This window comes from Vagococcus sp. WN80Y, from assembly GCF_059621045.1.
Genome location: NZ_JCAQHY010000163.1, coordinates 1 through 17,627 on the forward strand (window position 1 = coordinate 1; position 17,627 = coordinate 17,627).

Annotated in this window: 16 protein-coding genes and 1 pseudogene; 8 read left to right on the forward strand and 9 right to left on the reverse strand. The window is 36.1% G+C overall.

Annotated elements, in window-relative coordinates:
* Positions 1 to 206: 206 nt before the first annotated feature.
* The 5 genes and pseudogenes from AC5KOD_RS14860 to AC5KOD_RS14880 all read right to left on the reverse strand — a co-directional run bounded on the left by AC5KOD_RS14860 (position 207) and on the right by AC5KOD_RS14880 (position 4,845).
* Positions 207 to 1,064: pseudogene (locus AC5KOD_RS14860) on the reverse strand (Cof-type HAD-IIB family hydrolase).
* A 71-nt stretch (positions 1,065 to 1,135) separates the two neighbouring features.
* Positions 1,136 to 1,717, reverse strand: coding sequence for a DEAD/DEAH box helicase family protein (locus tag AC5KOD_RS14865; protein WP_496915353.1), 582 nt, complete (start codon positions 1,715 to 1,717; stop codon positions 1,136 to 1,138).
* A 59-nt stretch (positions 1,718 to 1,776) separates the two neighbouring features.
* On the reverse strand, positions 1,777 to 2,514 hold the full coding sequence (locus AC5KOD_RS14870; protein WP_496915354.1) for a MurR/RpiR family transcriptional regulator: 738 nt from the start codon (positions 2,512 to 2,514) through the stop codon (positions 1,777 to 1,779).
* A 41-nt stretch (positions 2,515 to 2,555) separates the two neighbouring features.
* Positions 2,556 to 3,539 (reverse strand): DUF4003 family protein, encoded by a 984-nt coding sequence (locus AC5KOD_RS14875; RefSeq protein ID WP_496915355.1) that lies wholly within the window; start codon positions 3,537 to 3,539, stop codon positions 2,556 to 2,558.
* Positions 3,540 to 3,753: 214 nt separating this feature from the next.
* Positions 3,754 to 4,845 carry a DUF871 domain-containing protein gene (locus AC5KOD_RS14880; protein ID WP_496915356.1) on the reverse strand — a complete coding sequence of 364 codons (1,092 nt, stop codon included), beginning with the start codon at positions 4,843 to 4,845 and terminating at the stop codon, positions 3,754 to 3,756.
* A 179-nt stretch (positions 4,846 to 5,024) separates the two neighbouring features.
* Between AC5KOD_RS14880 and AC5KOD_RS14885 the strand changes: the two genes are divergently transcribed.
* Entirely contained in the window at positions 5,025 to 5,801 is a 777-nt protein-coding gene (locus tag AC5KOD_RS14885; protein ID WP_496915357.1) for a peptidylprolyl isomerase, read from the forward strand.
* 40 nt (positions 5,802 to 5,841) lie between these two features.
* On the opposite strand, the gene AC5KOD_RS14890 is transcribed toward AC5KOD_RS14885, so the two are convergent.
* Positions 5,842 to 6,855 (reverse strand): branched-chain amino acid aminotransferase, encoded by a 1,014-nt coding sequence (locus AC5KOD_RS14890; protein ID WP_496915358.1) that lies wholly within the window; start codon positions 6,853 to 6,855, stop codon positions 5,842 to 5,844.
* Between the two features lie 284 nt (positions 6,856 to 7,139).
* Between AC5KOD_RS14890 and AC5KOD_RS14895 the strand changes: the two genes are divergently transcribed.
* The 6 genes from AC5KOD_RS14895 to fni all read left to right on the forward strand — a co-directional run bounded on the left by AC5KOD_RS14895 (position 7,140) and on the right by fni (position 13,001).
* Positions 7,140 to 7,361, forward strand: a complete 222-nt coding sequence (locus AC5KOD_RS14895; protein ID WP_496915359.1) for a hypothetical protein — start codon at positions 7,140 to 7,142, stop codon at positions 7,359 to 7,361.
* A gap of 42 nt (positions 7,362 to 7,403) precedes the next feature.
* Entirely contained in the window at positions 7,404 to 8,759 is a 1,356-nt protein-coding gene (locus AC5KOD_RS14900) for a tripartite tricarboxylate transporter permease (RefSeq protein WP_496915360.1), read from the forward strand.
* Between the two features lie 130 nt (positions 8,760 to 8,889).
* On the forward strand, positions 8,890 to 9,828 hold the full coding sequence (mvk, locus tag AC5KOD_RS14905) for a mevalonate kinase (protein ID WP_496915361.1): 939 nt from the start codon (positions 8,890 to 8,892) through the stop codon (positions 9,826 to 9,828).
* Positions 9,829 to 10,800 (forward strand): diphosphomevalonate decarboxylase, encoded by a 972-nt coding sequence (gene mvaD / locus AC5KOD_RS14910; RefSeq protein WP_496915362.1) that lies wholly within the window; start codon positions 9,829 to 9,831, stop codon positions 10,798 to 10,800.
* Positions 10,801 to 10,830: 30 nt separating this feature from the next.
* A complete protein-coding gene (locus AC5KOD_RS14915; protein ID WP_496915363.1) occupies positions 10,831 to 11,916 on the forward strand; it encodes a phosphomevalonate kinase in 1,086 nt (361 codons plus the stop codon).
* Positions 11,917 to 11,933: 17 nt separating this feature from the next.
* The gene (gene fni, locus AC5KOD_RS14920) at positions 11,934 to 13,001 is read left to right on the forward strand and encodes a type 2 isopentenyl-diphosphate Delta-isomerase (RefSeq protein WP_496915364.1); all 1,068 of its coding nucleotides are present in this window, start codon (positions 11,934 to 11,936) and stop codon (positions 12,999 to 13,001) included.
* Positions 13,002 to 13,058: 57 nt separating this feature from the next.
* Here the strand turns inward: fni and AC5KOD_RS14925 are convergent, their stop codons facing one another.
* Genes AC5KOD_RS14925 through AC5KOD_RS14935 form a run of 3 tightly spaced genes read right to left on the reverse strand, consistent with a single transcriptional unit; the run spans position 13,059 to position 16,738 of the window.
* Positions 13,059 to 14,837, reverse strand: a complete 1,779-nt coding sequence (locus AC5KOD_RS14925) for a glycerophosphoryl diester phosphodiesterase membrane domain-containing protein (RefSeq protein ID WP_496915365.1) — start codon at positions 14,835 to 14,837, stop codon at positions 13,059 to 13,061.
* A gap of 46 nt (positions 14,838 to 14,883) precedes the next feature.
* Positions 14,884 to 16,041: a sensor histidine kinase gene (locus tag AC5KOD_RS14930; RefSeq protein ID WP_496915366.1), complete on the reverse strand. Its 1,158-nt coding sequence runs from the start codon at positions 16,039 to 16,041 to the stop codon at positions 14,884 to 14,886.
* Positions 16,031 to 16,738 carry a response regulator transcription factor gene (locus tag AC5KOD_RS14935; protein ID WP_496915367.1) on the reverse strand — a complete coding sequence of 236 codons (708 nt, stop codon included), beginning with the start codon at positions 16,736 to 16,738 and terminating at the stop codon, positions 16,031 to 16,033. Before AC5KOD_RS14935 ends, AC5KOD_RS14930 begins: the two co-directional genes overlap by 11 nt.
* Before the next feature lie 191 nt (positions 16,739 to 16,929).
* Between AC5KOD_RS14935 and AC5KOD_RS14940 the strand changes: the two genes are divergently transcribed.
* Complete coding sequence (locus AC5KOD_RS14940; RefSeq protein WP_496915368.1) at positions 16,930 to 17,607, forward strand: DUF6320 domain-containing protein; 678 nt, start codon at positions 16,930 to 16,932, stop codon at positions 17,605 to 17,607.
* Positions 17,608 to 17,627 lie beyond the last annotated feature (20 nt).

Here is a 17,627-nt window from a genome sequence, read left to right on the forward strand (position 1 = left end):
GCGGCAAAGCAGCAAAAACCCACTTGAGTATTATCCAGTTAGCTTATAATTCTGTCAGATTTGCGGTAGAAAGATTATCTCTCAAACTGAAATTAGTCGCTTAAAAAAAATCACATAAATAAAATTGGGTAAGTTTATTCTCAAATAAAATATTGATTATGAAATTGATTCAGTTATTCTGATTGTCACCAAGATATTTTTCTGTTTTAAGAGAGTTTTGTCTCACCCTCATTTAACATTCGTTCCATTTCTACTAAAACCCCCTCATGATCATTGTCAAATTCTGTAACATAAGCAGTTGCTTCTAAAATTACAGGTGCAGCATTTTTCATTGCATAACTATTCTTTGCGTGGCTAACCATCTCCAAATCGTTTCCACTATCACCAAACACAGCTATCTCAGTTGACTCAATCCCCCAGCGTTTTTGAAAAAGCTTAATACCGTGGACTTTATGCGTCCCAGGTGTAATCAAATCTATAGCGCCATGACCACTACTTACAGGAACTAAAATATTTCCTAACTCTTGTCTCAGAATATCTAATGATCTATGAACATCTTCAACTGGAAATCCCAAAGCAAACTTAATAATTTTATCCTCAATATTATTATAGTGATCAATTAATTGCAAACGGTGATAATAGTGTTTACTATTTGTATAAAACTCTGGCTTTTCACTCTTTAATAAATAGGCACTCTTTTCACCGCACACAATTGTGTCTACATTTTTCAGCTCTTTTAAGACAGCATACGCATGATCAACCACCCTTTGGGGCATTTCTCCAACAAAAAGTGATTCCTCTTGATCAACAATCAACGCCCCATTTTCAGCAATAAAAGCTATCTCTTACTGAATTTCTGGATAAAAAGACTTCAATTGATAATATTGATTCCCGCTTACAACAACAAAGCGGACATTCTGTCGCTTCATTTCTTGATATATTTTGGCAAACCTGTCTCTATTGTACGTCTTATTGTTTGATAAAAAAGTACCATCCATATCAACTGCAATCATTCTTATCGCCATGACTCTGCCACTCCATTCAACTTTATCAACACACCTCATCAATGAAAATCCGTTTTTCCATAATCCAAAAAGCCTATTCCTTGTTTCTATCTATTACCCAAAAACAAAAATCAACTTTTTTTTGAGTTCATAAAAAAGTGAGTGTAAATCTGTTGCGCAGTCTCTGTCGCCTCTAAGTCTGTGTTATCTATCAGAAGATAATGCTCTGTGCTCAACTCACCAGGAAATGATTTTAATCGGTGCTTTTTAACAGCATCCTCTAATTCCTTTGTTGAAAAATCAATATTTCGTTTAGAGGGTTTAGCTTTCAACCGATTTTCAGTTATGTTACGGCTCAAACGTGTTTCTAAATCACTTTCTAATTCAACAAAATAAACCTCTTGTCCAGCCTGCTCAAAAATACATTTAACTTTTTGTAAGAAAAGCTTATCAGCATCTAAATCAAAATCAATCATTACAGTGAAAATAATTCCTGAAACAGGATTTTCTTGATTGGCAACAAATCGCTGAAACAAGTCTAAACGAATATTAGTTGATAAGTCCCACATTGTTGGGGTATAGCCCAAAAAAGGGGCGAGCAAATCAATTGTCATGTGATTAAACAATAATTTGTATGGAATCAACTTTTCCAATTCTTGACCAACTGTCATTTTCCCAACAGCTTGTGGTCCAATTATTATCACTAATCCCATCTTGCTCCTCCTTTCTCATACAATAAAATTAGAGAGTTAAAAATCTACTATCTATCAAATTAATCTTGCTTTTCACGAATTTCAAAAGCTTTTCGCGCTAGAGTTTCAATAATATGAACAACTGGTACTTGAGTCGTAATATTATGAATTGGCCCTTTCTTTTCAATCGGCATATAATACCCAACTGCTCCATCAGAAATTTTTGAAAGCGTTGAAGAATCACTGTTTGTTATACTAATAATCTTAAAATTATTTTGCTTATATTCACTAACACGATGTAAAACCATGGAGGTTTCTCCAGAAACCGACAAAACAATTAAAATCGTATTTTCCTTAACTTCTTGTGGAATCGGATAAAAAGGATCATTAATATGAGTCGCATAAATCCCCATATTAGATAAATAACGCGCTCCATATTGACCTAGTATACCGCTGCTTCCAATCCCATAAAAGAAAACACTTGATGCATTCGCAATTATTTTAGCACTATGGTTAATTTGATCTTTAAAATCATCAGTATTGATTTTTTTAAAGAAATCCATCATAGCTACTGTATCATCGGTTAATTCCGCTAGATTTTCTTTTTCATGTAATAATTGAAGTTTAATTTTAAATTCTGAATAACCTTTGCAATCCATTTTATTGCAAAAATTAAGAACAGTTGTCGTCGAAACATGTGCATTATCTGCTAACTCACGTATTTTCATTGTACGTACATTTTCAATATGTTGAATTACGTAATTGTAAACACCTAGTTCCAAATCATTTAACCGTTGGATTTGTTCGTATGTAAACATTTTCTCCCTCCTAGGGAATACATTAGCACTACTTACAAAATTTAAGAAGCGCTACTACTACTTGCAGCGGTCGTTGCTGCACTTGACGCCGCCGCTGCAGCCATCACTTGCTCCTGAATAATAATCTGATTAAGTGTGACTGCAACTGTATTTGTCAGTTCATCACTTAACTCTTTGGATTGACTTTCAATAAATAAGCCGAGAGCAATTGTCCGTTGATAATTTTTATCTAAAAAAACCTTAACATGTTCCTTAGCTTCTTCCAAATAGTCTTCAAGTAAAGAAAAATCAAGTGTTCCAACTTCCTGTTTTAAATAAGTCAAGATAACAATAGATGTATATAATAATGGTTTTGGTTTAATATCAAAATCTGCTAGCAGAGCAACAGTTTGCTCCATCTCTAAAACAAAGTTACTACTTTGTTCACCTAATAACAAAACGCAGGTCGCAGCAGCCGACTGTGCATTGTCGCGACTCTTTAATCCGGCTTTTCGCAAGCCTTCATAGTAAAATTCGACCATTTCAGCTATCTCTTGAGCTCTAAGACCAGCTAACCCTTCATTTTGAGCCAAAGATACAGCGATAGAATAGTCTTCTTTTCCCGTAATGAATGGATGAATTTCTCTAATCGCTTCGTAGATTTCTAAAGCCTTTCTCATCTCTTCAAACTTATCACTTTGTTTAGAAAATTGAAGCAAGTAAGCCCCAAAGTAAGTATAAGAAGATCCCTTAAAACCGATTTCCTTCATTTCATTGTAGCTATCCATCAATAATACGACATCTTTGTCAGTACTCTTATCATTCGCAACCATTAACGCAACAATCATGTCTCGTACTATTGAATTAAGGTTAGTAAAAAAACCTGTCTCGGCTTTTAATCGTTTGCGAACGTGCTCAATTTCTACCGTATCCAGCAATTCCTCTTTACCAATAAATGCCTTTGCCATTAAATACAAGATACGTCTGTCAGTCCACTTCATTGTTGATTTTAACGTATTATAGTTTGCAGTTAGTGATCTCATCATAGTTCTGGCTTCCATATAAAACACCTACCTCTTCTATTATTAGTCTCTTAATTTTAGCATAAAAAATAGACCAATGCCCACTTGCTTCAAAATAAGCGTGATTTACCGAAAAACAATAAAGTAATAATTTTAACCACCACAAAAAACAACGAGGCACCGACATAAGTCCCTGCTTCGCTGTTCGATTATGAAGTCATATAAAATTTTTCTGAGTTTACTTATTCTCAATCAATTTGAAACTTGACCAAGGTCGTAAGAAATCAAGTAAAAACAATTCATCTGTAGATATTTTCCCCACAACATTGACACGTCCATCATTCTTCATTGATTTCAAGGCAATCTGAGTCTCCCCTTTATACTGCCCATAACCAACATTGTCTATCAACACATCACCTTTGACCATATCTACCGTATTATGAGCTACAAAAGGTAAATCTTTATATTTAATTCGGGTCATAGTTGAGCGTAAAATATACTCAGAACGATCCCCACGGTAACTATGTAAATTGTTAAAAAGCACTTCTTTTTCATCTGCTGTAATATCAGCCGCAACGTCTACTTTAATCACTGGATATTCTGCAAAGAAAGCTTCCGACATCGCTTTTAACTCTTCTTCTGAAGCGTAGGCATTGCCAATTAGAATATCATCTATTGTTCCCATTAAAACTAAATGTTTAACCTGTGTCGCAATTTCCAAATCTCGATGATCCTCTAAAGAGCACAATCCATCTTGTGTTGGCCAAGGTCCAAAGTCTGCAGCATGGGAATTAACAAAAGCCATTGTATTGATTCCATATTTTGTAAATTGCTCAGTACATTTTACAAAATGATTATAGCCTAAACCAGAGTACCGATGAGGGTAAAAGTTATGAGATCCTAGTAGATTATTCACATTCGGCGAATAACTCATAATATTATCCACATAACTAGTCCCTGTACTCATATTAATTTCTATTTTAATCCCAAATGGATTACGTGTCATTCGAGCCTCTTCCTGCCCAGTAAACCCAATATCCAGACGAACACCATAAGCGCCCATCTCATTAAAGAAAGTTAAATCATCATATGAAATTTCCAATTGCTCAAATAAAGCTGGATTTATATCCACCATAACTTCCATCTCTAAACTATTTGCATAATCGACGACTTGTTTAAAATCGGCTAAAACTTTTTCTTTATCTTCTGTAATTTGTAGTAGACTTGTAAAGACTCGTTTAAATCCATATTGATGAGCTAAATCCAAATACGCCTTATCTTTCTCAAAAGTTGATCGCTCAGGATAAATAGAAATACCTAATTTTCCCATTGTGATGCCCCCTATTAAATAGTTTATCGTTCTTAAAATATTATAACAATTAAAAAAATAATAGTCTAGACCATTTCAATAATTAAATGAATAATCAGCTATTTTTAGATTTCACTAGGTTAATCACAAAAAATTTGTTATTATTAATGGTGAACAAAAAATAAGAACGAGGTATTCAAATGAAAACAAAAAAATTACTTATTAGCTTGAGTGCGTTAGCGTTAACTCTATTAATGATCGCTGGCTGTGGAAATGAAAAAAAAGCAACTGGATCAAGCTCTAGTGAAAGTAAAACAACTGAAACATCATCAGAAGTAAAAGAAAAAGTGGACTTAAACAGCTTGGAATTACCGCAACTTAGCAAAGAAGTGGCTGACAATGAATCTTTAGTAGAACTTGTCACATCGGAAGGTAATATTAAAATAAAATTATTCCCAGAACAAGCACCAAAAGCGGTTGAGAACTTTATCACTCATGCCAAAGATGGTTACTACAAAGATGTCAAATTTCACCGCATTATTGAAGGTTTCATGATTCAAAGTGGCGATCCAGAAGGAACTGGTAGTGGCGGTGCAAGTATTTGGGATGAAGAATTTGCTCCAGAGATTTCTGACCAACTTTACCATATCAATGGTGCGCTAGCTATGGCTAGAACGGGCGGAGATGTTTCTGAAAAAACACAAGGAAGTCAATTCTACATTGTTCAAAATCATGAAAACTTATCAGATGGTCTATTGAAAAGTGAATACCCTGAAAAAATTATTGAGGCGTACAAAAATGGTGGAGCTCCTATGTTAGACTTCAGCTATTCGGTCTTTGGCCAAGTAATTGAAGGCCTTGATGTAGTTGATAAAATCGCGGCTACAGAAGTCAAAGTTGGCGATTCTGGTGAAAAATCTACACCAACTAAAGATATTCTAATCAAGGAAGTTAATGTTTTAAAAGAAGCTAAGTAAAGCTAAAAAGTGATTACAACCGTTGGTTGTAATCACTTTTTTATACTTTTTCTATCCAGCCCACTGGTGCTTTCACATCACCGTACTGTATTCCAACTAACTCATCGTACAATTTTGTTGTCACTGGCCCCACTTCCGTCTCACTATAAAAAACATGAAAGCCTTTACCCGTCTCTAATCCACCAATTGGTGAAATTACCGCAGCCGTACCACAAGCCCCAGCTTCTATAAATTGATCCAATTGATCTAAATAAACATCACCTTCAATTGCCTCCATCCCTAAACGAGTTTCAGCTAAATGAAGCAACGAATACTTCGTAATACTTGGTAAAATAGAAGGAGACGCAGGTGTAATAAACTTATTGTCTGCTGTAATGCCAAAAAAGTTAGCTGAACCAACCTCTTCAATTTTTGTATGAGTTGCTGGATCAAGGTAGACACAGTCAGAATAATTTCGCTCTTGCGCTTCTTTACCTGGTTGCAAGCTTGCAGCATAATTCCCCCCAACCTTAACAGCTCCTGTACCCATTGGTGCGGCTCTATCATAATCTGAGACGATAAAATTCGTAGCAGATAAACCTCCTTTAAAATAAGGGCCAACTGGCATACAAAATACAGTGAAAATGTATTCTGGTGCTGGAGATACACCAATATTGGGCCCAACACCAATTAACAACGGACGAATATATAAAGATGCTCCGGACTCATACGGTGGCACAAATTCTTCATTAGCCTTGACAACCTCTTTAACAGCTGAAACAAATAATTCTTCTGGCACTAACGGCATGCGCAAACGCTGCGCACTTCGATTCAAGCGGTTGGCGTTCTCATATGGTCTAAAAAGATTGATACTATCATCTTTACATCTATAAGCTTTCAAACCTTCAAAGCATTGTTGCCCATAATGTAAAGCCGTCGAGCCTTCATGAATGTGTAAGAAATTGTCTTCCGTTAGCGCACCAGTTCCCCATTCGCCGTTTTTGTACTCAACTAAAAATCGATAAGGTGTTTTAATATAATTAAAACCCAAATTCTTCCAATCAATACTCTCCATTTAAACAACTCCTTCACATATTTCAATCTAGTTTATCACATTTTCAACATGAATTTAATCATTTTTTAATCTTTTTCACTTTAAAAATTAAAATCACAAAATAATTAACTAAAAGTCACACTTAAGTCATAAGAATTTGTTAAATAGTTTCACTCTTTATTCCATTATTTGTCAATTACGTTACACTTAGAATGTAAAATGTAGATATAACGAACTTTCAAAAAGCAAATTGTCTAATTAAGATAAAAAAAGAAATGTTTATAAACAACAATAGGAGGAAGTTTATGAAAAAGGAGCAAGAACTCATTAATGTCTGGAATGATCTAGTTGGAATTAAAGACTTAACAATCGCCATCTCTATCTCCGTCATTGGAACAATGGTTGGCTTTTTTCTTGCCCCTAACACCCAACCTACCCATCAGTTGTTTTTTGGCTTAGTTGGAGCAATTGGTGGCTTTATTATCAATACCTGGCTAATTAAACCAAAACGTAAAATCAACTCTTAAGCTGAGTCAGCTAAACCATAACACATAAAGGAGCTTGTTTGTATGGATCTATCATTATTAATACAAATGATTGTAGCTGCTTTAGGGGCAATCATTCTTTACGTTTTTATTGGATTTATTCCTGGTACTGATGAAACTTCTGTTTTAATGCCAGTATCGTTAGCCTTAATTTTAGGAGGCATTCATCCAATTGTCGCTCTAACATTTTTTGTTGCATCATTTGTTACTTTAGGATTAATGAATTTGATGCCTGCACTAATTGTTGGTTTACCTGGCGGCGTTATGTCAACCCCAATAGTCGAGCACGCACTTGTTCTAAAAGAGCATGGAAAAACTGCTTCCGCAGTCAAAAAAGCGGCAGTCGGTAGCTTAATTGGTGTACTGGTTGCGTTACCTATCAGTTTACTTATTGCAAATGCGATCGCACCTTATGCCGATAACCTAAAACAATACTCCGCTTGGTTATTTATTGGAGGTGCAATTTTTCTTTCATTAATTGGAAAAGCTAAAATCATCTCATTAATCAGTATTATTCCAATGTCACTGCTTTTTCAAGGATTACGAACACTTTACTGGCAAATGGGCGTCGTGCCTGAAACACAAAATATCACGACTTCATTCTTTTTAGGAATAACAATTGCCCCTCTGCTATTATCTCTGATTTCACTTTTCAATACAAATGAACGTGAAAAACTAAGACAAACTAAAGAGAAAATCACCCTCCTTCCTGTGATAAAAAAAGAAGGCCTAAGTCCTTTCAATGTATTATCGAAAAATGAAGCAATTGGCAGTCTAGCTTCCACTCTAATCGCATGTTTTCTATTCGTGCTTAGTCCTGTTGGGCTTACCATATTATTTGGCGAAATGGTTGCTAAACGCGAAACAGCAATAATCAAAAAGGCTGAGGCAGCAATTGTTACAATGAGCGCACTCATTCAAGCTACTTATATGTCCGGTTTAGTAATTAGTCTAATTGCTTTAGGAATCCCATTGGCCCCATCTGCGATTGGACCTGGTGCTGCTTTTTTTGAAGCTCCTCCTATTTTCAAAATTGGCGACAATATAACCACACAATTTCCAAAAAATCAGTTAATAATTGCTTTTATTATTGGGTCAATTTTAGCTATTACGATTGTCTATTATGTCGCAATGCGCTTCGCCTCAAGAATTACATCTTTTGTCTTACGTAAAATTCCTCATGAAGCTATTCTAGGTCTTTTTATTGGGTTAGTTGTTCTTCTGGGCTATCTTGATGCAGGATTGATTAATATCTTCGGTATTTTACTTATCGGTTTTGCCTGTGGTACTCTGAATCGTTTAGGCGTCAATTATGGGATTCAATTTATGACACTTTACGCTGCCCCAGCCATTATTGAATTATTTAGTAACTTAGTATAAACTAACAAAGTCTGGTTTTTTTACTAAACAATCAAATTAGTCTACTAAACTACATAAATAACTACCATCCCCTCTCGAGTGACAACTAAATCTTTAATAATAGCTAAAATGAAGAAAGGTTGAGTAAGTGATGTCAACACAAGGAATAGGATACGCTAATGGAAAGATCATTTTAATGGGAGAGCACTCTGTTGTTTACGGCGAACCGTCTATTGCCATCCCTTTTCCAGCAACACAAATAAAAACAACTGTTCAAGCAGCTGAAAATGAAACACTAATTGATTGTTTTTTTTACAAAGGTCTATTAGCAGACATGCCTGAATTATTAGAAAGTCTAAAAACAGTCATACAAGTCTCGCTTGAACAGGTAGGACACGGAAAAGACCATCTAGCTTTAACGATCGACAGCACCATTCCAGCTGAAAGAGGAATGGGCTCAAGTGCTGCCGTTGCCGTTGCAACAATAAGAGCAATTTTTGATTTTTATGAATCCCCTCTTTCTCACGAACAGCTTTTAGAACTTGTGGAAATTTCTGAAAAGATTGCTCATGGAAATCCAAGCGGCTTGGATGCCTTAATGACGAGTAGCTCTAATCCTTACTATTATATTAAAGGACAGCCATTTGTACCTATAACGTTAAATCTAAATGCTGTGTTAGTTGTGGCTGATACAGGGAAAACTGGCCAAACAAAAGAAGCTGTAGCCAGTGTTGGTGAAAAAATTCGGAATCACCACGCAGCTAGCTACCAAGCAAAAATCACTGAATTAGGTAGCTTAGCCCGTGCTAGTAAAGATTATTTGAGTCTAAATCAGCCTGAAAAATTAGGTCAAGCAATGAACCAAGCTCATACCCTACTATCTGCACTTGGTGTTTCCAGTTTAGAGCTTGATACGTTAGTTAATTCCGCCCTTAAACACAACGCCTTAGGAGCAAAATTAACAGGTGGCGGACGTGGCGGATGTATGATAGCATTAGCAAGAGATATAAAAGAAGCCCGAGTTATTGCAGCAGCACTCGAAAATGCTGGAGCAAAAGCAACATGGTTATATGAAATGAGTGGAAATTAAATGGAACGAAAAAGTAAAGCACGTGCACATACTAATATTGCCTTAATTAAATATTGGGGCAAACGAGATGAAAAGTTATTCTTACCAATGAATAGCAGTCTCTCGCTGACCTTAGATAAATTTTATACTGAAACCACCGTTGAACTATCAGATACGTTTGAACAAGATAGCTTTATTTTAAATAATGAACCTCAAAATGAAAAAGAAACTTCTAAAATAAGTCAGTTTCTAGATTTATTTAGACAAGAAGCTGGAATCACTTCTGCTGCTAAAATTACCAGTCAAAATTTTGTTCCAACAGCTGCTGGTCTGGCTTCTTCTGCTTCTGCTTTTGCTGCCCTTGGTGCGGCAATAAATGATGCGAGTGGGTTGAAATTAGATCTCCCTACTCTTTCAACCTATGTTCGCCGAGGGAGTGGTAGTGCAACTCGCAGCGTTTACGGTGGCTTTGTTGAATGGCAGATGGGATCAAATTCTGAAGACAGCTTAGCGATTGAAATTGATGATGCTAGTTGGGATATTGGGATGATTACTGTCGCTGTCAACACCAATAAAAAATCAATTTCTAGTCGCGAAGGAATGAAATTGACCGTAGAAACCTCCGCATTCTATCCAGCATGGCTCGAAAGTGCAACAAAAGATTTAAGAAATATTAAAGAAGCCATAAATAAACGAGACTTTCAACAACTGGGTGAAATCACTGAGTCAAATGGGATGAAAATGCATGGTACCATGCTTGGAGCGCTTCCCCCTTTCTCATATTGGGAAGCCAGAACTGTTGAAGTTTTGACTAAAATTCGTGAAATACGTAGACAAGGGTGGCAGTGTTACTTTACAATGGATGCTGGACCTAATGTTAAGATCCTCTGTCGTTATTCTGAAGCAGAGGCCATTCAAAAATTGTTAACTACCGCTTTTCCAGACAATCCGGTTATTATTTCAAAGGTCGGAAGCGGTGTTAAATTGCTCTAAGCAGTTTAACATTAAGAAAGGACGAGATACATGATAGAAGCTAGTGCACCTGGAAAACTCTATATAGCAGGTGAATATGCTGTACTAGAACCAGGTCATCCTGCGATTTTAGTCGCCTTAGATCAATATATAACTGTGAGACTGCGTGAGGCAAAATTTCAAGGGAGTATCCGTTCTAGCTATTCCAACGGATTCATGATTCCTTGGACTCGTAAGAACGGTCAGTTATTCATTGACGAACGGGAAAACCCTTTTACCTATGTCGTTCAAGCCGTGACTATGACAGAGAAATACTTAGAAGAAATTGGTAAAAAATTAACTTTCTTTGATTTAGAAATTGAAAGTGACTTAGATAATAAAGATGGTCGTAAATATGGACTAGGCTCAAGTGGCGCTGTAACAGTGGCAACCATCAAAGCCTTACTTACTTTTCATAAAGTTGAATTTGATGCCATGCTCGTTTATAAACTGGCAGCTCTTACTCACCTTTCAATTAAAAGCAACGGATCATTTGGTGATTTGGCAGCTAGTTCTTTCGGGGGCTGGATTGCTTACTCATGCTTCGACCGTGAATGGGTTCAAGAACGACAAAAAGAACATTCTTTATTAGCTTTACTTAATATGAACTGGCCCAAATTAATGATCGATTCTTTGACACCACCTGAAAATCTTAATTTATTAATTGGTTGGACAGGAAACCCTGCCTCAACTACGCATTTAGTAGATTTACTAAATGAAGAAATCAGTGAAATTGATCATTATTATTCTATTTTTCTAAAAAATAGTTTAGCCTGCGTTTCAGCGATTATTAAAGCCTTTAAAGACAATGATTTTGCAACGATTCAAACTGGTATTCGCCAAAATCGGCAACTATTGCAACACTTAGGTTCAAACAGTGGCGTTCACATTGAAACGGCAACACTCTTCGATTTATGTGAAATAGCCGAAGATTTTGGAGGTGCTGCTAAGTCATCTGGTGCTGGCGGCGGCGATTGTGGCATTGTTTTAATTGATAACAGTATCAATCCGCAGCCTTTAATTGCTGAATGGGACAAAGCTGATATTTGTCAATTATCTGTAAGTGTCCACTACGAAGAAGCCTATCTACTGGCATAATATTTGGAGGGTTCTCGATGTCAATTCATCAAAATCGTAAAGACGAACATGTCGAATTAGCTGAAAAACTATACGGAAGTCATCCTCTAACAGACTTTGAGGCGATGACCTTTGTCCATCACTCGTTTCCTAACATGAATGTAGCTGATGTTAATTTACATACTGCTTTTGCAGGATTTGATTTAAGTCTCCCTTTTTACATTAATGGTATGACTGGCGGTAGTGATAAAACTGCCACTATTAACCATGACTTGGCTCTAGTGGCTCGTGAAACAGGATTAGCAATGGCTTCCGGCTCTGTCAGTGCTGCCATCAAGCATCCAGAGGTAGCTGAAAGTTTTGCTGTCATTCGTCGAATAAATCCTAAAGGCCTCATTTTTGCTAATCTCGGGGCTGAACATTCAGTGGAAAATGGCAAGCGCGCTGTTGAGCTTCTTCAAGCAGATGCTTTACAGATTCACATCAATGCTCCCCAAGAATTAGTAATGCCTGATGGTGAAGGTGAGCGTTCATTTGATAACTGGCTAACCCAAATTCAACACATGGTTGAACAAGTTGGGGTACCAGTAATTGTCAAAGAAGTTGGCTTTGGTATGAGTCGTGAGACCATTCAACAACTAATTACAATTGGGGTTAAAACGATTGATGTAAGTGGACGCGGCGGAACAAATTTTGTCGCCATTGAAAATTCTCGTCGTGATAAGCAAGAGTTTTCTTTTGCGGAAAATTGGGGGCAATCAACAGCAATTTCTCTCATCGAATCAGTTCGCTACCAAAAAGAGGTGCAAATTCTGGCCTCTGGTGGCATTAAAACACCAATTGACATGATCAAAGCTTTATCCTTAGGAGCTAGAGCATGCGGTCTTTCGGGTCACTTCTTGCATTTAGTTCAACAAGATGGTGTCGAAAAAACTATTAATGAAGTTTTCGAATGGCGTCGCACCCTAACTACTCTTATGACTCTTTTAGGTGCTAAAACCATTACTGACTTGCAGAAAACAGATCTCATTTTAAGAGATCCTATTAAAACATGGTGTCAAGCCCGTCAACTTGACTGGCAAACATACGCTAATCGTTCTAATTAGCTTATAAAAAAGCACATGCATCTCACACTGTCTATTACAGTTGAGCGCATGTGCTTTTTAATCATCTAACAAATAGTGAACCCTATTTAAAAAAGTTCGTGTTTCTTCCTGGCTGTCACGTAATTTAATGGCCAAGTCGGGATGGTTCGTAATAATACCATCCACATCTAAACGTAAATATTTTTTTAGTAGCTCTTCCTTATTAACCGTCCAAACAAACACCTGTTTATTCATTTCAGCTGCTTCATCTAGCACACTCTGACTCACTGAGAACTCTTCTAACACATAAAAATTATGTTTAGTTTTTGGTAAACTTCCTAAGTTCAAAGGAATTACGTAAGCCGTTTGAATTTTTGGCGAAATTCTCTTAATCTCATTCAATATTCCTAAGTCCAAAGATTGAACATAGTAATCAGTGATTACCTGCTTCTCTTGTAACAAATCAACTAAATTTTGGGCCATCCCTTTAGATTCATCCCCATGGGGTTTAACTTCTATCAATAATTTAATGTGTTGCTTTTTTGCTACATCAATGTAATCACTCAAGCTAGGAATCTTATCTTTAAATCCATTTTGTTTTACCGTCAGCTGCTCTAATTCAGCCAAATTTAAGTGACGCACCTCTTCATTAACACCAGCTAGTCGTTTTAAATTATAGTCATGCATTACAACAAATTGACCATCTCTCGTTTCTTGAATATCCATCTCAACTACGTTAGCATGAGCTTTCGCTGCCGCTTCCAAAGAACCAATTGTATTTTCTACCCCTTTTTCAGTAAACCCTCGATGAGCAACTATTTCTGTTTGCGGCGCATAAACAACAGTTACTGTTGACCAGATATTAAAGCTAACAAAACCGATACCGAAAATAATTATCAAGTTACGCCACTTGGGATAGGTTTTAGCCCAAAGCTTAGGCTCGAATGTATACTTCTTTTCTTTAATTAAGAAAGGTTTCCCTTCTCTGGTTGTTCCAACAATCCCATTCGCAACTAATGGTTGAATCAAACCACCAAATAGGAAAACAACTATTTCAACAATCGTAACTGTTAATCCAGCTATGATAGGAGCGATTAATGGGAAGAAGCTATCGACTAATGCTAATGGGGTAAACAAGATAGCTAAACAGGCACCAAATACTACTCCGTAGCCGCCTACCAGCAATCCTAAAGTAATTAGATTGCTAATTGAACGTCCCTTTGAAAATTGCCAACTAGATTTAATGGCCTGCCAAATTGAGGTCGTCGGATCTATTACAAAAAAATAAACTAAGTAAAGCAAGCGTAGTGCAATATATGAAAGGATCAAAACCACCCCCATGTACAACGCTACCCCCATCGGTGTCATAGATAATTCATCCACAATAAAATCTGGTATCTTAATCATCGAGGTTAATTCTGGGTTGAGACCCAGAGATACAATGGGTAACACTAAAATAAAATACCCCACTAAAAAAAGGGAGTTTAGACTAAGAAAGAATCGCACTTTTCGATTCAATTTCTTTACAATCTCCAAAAAGGCTACAGACTGACCTGTTGCTTGATTATGAGCCAATAAAAAATAAAAACCCAACTCATAAAATATAAAAAAAATAAATAATAACAATAGGCCTAGACCAATTAACAACGCCATTGGATGACGAAAAATGGCTGAGAAATTTTCATTAGTTACACCTGCTATTTTAGCTTTACTGAGCATTTTATAAAACAGATATGAAAGAAGAGGCAGAATGATGACTATACGTATAACTTGTAAAATCAACATACTTCTAAAATAATCAGGCCAGTTTTCTAACAACCGTTTAAAGCTATAGTGTACATTTTTTATGAGTGTCATTTATCAGCACCTCCTTCGTCTGTTATCTTATTATAAACTAATTCAACTAAATTACGAAGGAATCTCCCTCTGCTTTTAATAACGGGGTTAAGGGTAAAACGATCTCAAGAATCGTTTTATTTGCTTGACTTGTCAAGGTTATCTCTCCATCATGTGCTAAAATTATTTCTTTAGAAATTGCTAATCCTAAGCCTGAGCCACCAGTCTGGCTAGAACGAGCATTATCCATCCGGTAAAATTTATCAAATACAGTTCGTTGTTTCTCTTCTGGAATATCGGACCCTTGATTAGCAACTCTAATGATAGCTGCCAAATCATTTGACTTCAATTCAAACTCAATGGGTGTGTTTTCAAAACTGTAACTTAGCGCATTTTTTAGCACGTTAGTAAAAACTCGTCCCAATTTATCAGGATCCGCAGAAACTACGAGACTCTCTTCCCCCTGAATCACTATTAACTGACCACGCTCTTCTGCTCGGTGGAAAAATTCATCTGCCGCCTGTTCAGCTAATAACCGTAAATCGATAGGTTGTTTACTTAAGATAATCTCCTGCAGATTAAACCGTGTAATATCAAAAAACTCATTAATTAAATTTTCTAACCGATACGCTTTTTTTAATGTTAGGTCGATATAATTCGCTTGCTGCTCTTGTGGTAAACTTCCTTCTGTTTCCTGTAACAAATTCAAATACCCTACAATTGACGTTAGCGGTGTTCTAATATCATGAGCCAGATATACAACTAAATCATTTTTTCGTTGCTCCGCTTCTTTTGCATCTCGAGCCCTTTTTTTTATGATTTGATCGATTTGATTCATCTTAGATTCAATGCTCTTCATTTCTAACGAAAGTTCAATAGGTTTTTCACTTTCGCTGATTAATTGATCCATTCCGACAGCAATTTCATCAAAATAAGAAGTGATATAATTCGTGTAAACTCGGAAAATAAGGAAAAGACTCCCAGTCCCTACTACTCCTATAATAACCATAAGATTACTGCGTATTAAATTCTGATGAATAGAAAAGGCCGTCTCTTCATTGAAATGAAACTGAGTGATTAACAAATTGACTACCCAGTCTCCTACTAGTCCACGAGCAAATGATTGTAAAATAAAGAGAGCGACACCCGCTCCAATGATAATCAAGAAAATTCGTGTCAATAATTTTCGTTTAAATAAACTATAATCATTCTTTTTAGATTTCAATTTTATATCCCACTCCCCAAATTGTTTTAATATAGGATTGCTGACCATTTGGCCCCGCTAACTTTGATCGTAAATGACGAATATGAACCATTACGGTATTGTTTGAACTCTCAAAATACTTTTCACCCCAAACAAGTTGAAACAACTCTTCAGATCTAACCACCTTCCCCACACGTTCCAACAACACCCATAAAATTCTAAATTCTGTGGGTGTTAGTTCCACCTTACTTTTATTAATCGTCACATCATAGGTCGTTTTATTAACCACTAAATTTTTATAATAGATAACCTGTTCAGCTGCTTGATCAAATAGTTTCCCCCGATCATCGTTATACATCGTATATCGTCTGATTTGAGCTTTTACACGAGCTACAAGTTCTAAAGGTTGAAACGGTTTTGTTACGTAATCATCTGCTCCTAAAGTTAATCCTGTAATCTTATCTAATTCTTGATCTTTAGCAGTCAGCATAATAATAGGAAAATGGCGACTCTCACGAATTTTTTGACTGATTTCAAAGCCGTCAATATCTGGTAACATAATATCTAAAATAGCAAGGTCAACTGAATGATGGGTCAAATACGTTAAGGTTTCCTGACCTGTATAGAACTTAATTACCTGATAACCTTCATTTTTCAAATACAACTCAACTAAATCTGCAATAGCCTCTTCATCATCTACAATCAGTATTTTTTTCATCCCTGTCTCCTTTTATATGAATGACTACTTCTCATAATTCTAATTAATTACCTATTTTCCTATATCTTACCCGAATTAATTTTAATAGCAAACTACTAACTAATAATTTTGAACTATTCACTAGAAAATATGCTAAAATGACAATAGAACACATTTAAACCAATAATAAAAAATTGAAAGTTGGGACAAGAATGCCTACTTGTTTAAGATGTCAAGTCAACGTTAGCCCAGATCATAGTCAGTGCCCACTTTGTCATGCTGTTATAAGCGACTCTACTCAGCCTACTTTGACCACCTATCCAGTTTACCCTGAAACAAAAAACAATAAAAAACTCAAAGTTAAAATTTGGTTATTTATAACGATTATTATCATTACTCTTTCTTTTGTCTTAAATGTCCTTACCTGGGAGTATCTATCTCTAACATGGGCACCCATTGTCTCTATCGCTAGCTTTTATATTTGGTTCGTCGGCAAAGATTTATATCAAAAATTCAACATTAACTTGATTGGGAAAACTCTTTGGAAAAACTACTTCTTCCTCTCACTTGTCTTTATTATCATTGACCTGTCAACCGACTTTGGTCGCTGGTCGCTCAATTATGCCATCCCTTTTTTAGGTATAGCAACTGGCTTAATCATGACAATCTGGTCCGTCCGTAATAAATCAATGTGGCGTGATGACATCGGTTATATCCTGCTAATTGTTAGCATTAATATCATTCCCCTATTACTATTTTTTGCTAAGGGTGGCAATGTATTATGGCCAAGTATTATTTCTTTAATATATGGAGGAATCACCATTTTAGGTCTATTTATCTTCTCAGGTAAACGACTTTTATATGAACTACAAAAAAGATTTCACTTTTAATCGGATTCTTAGATCAAATA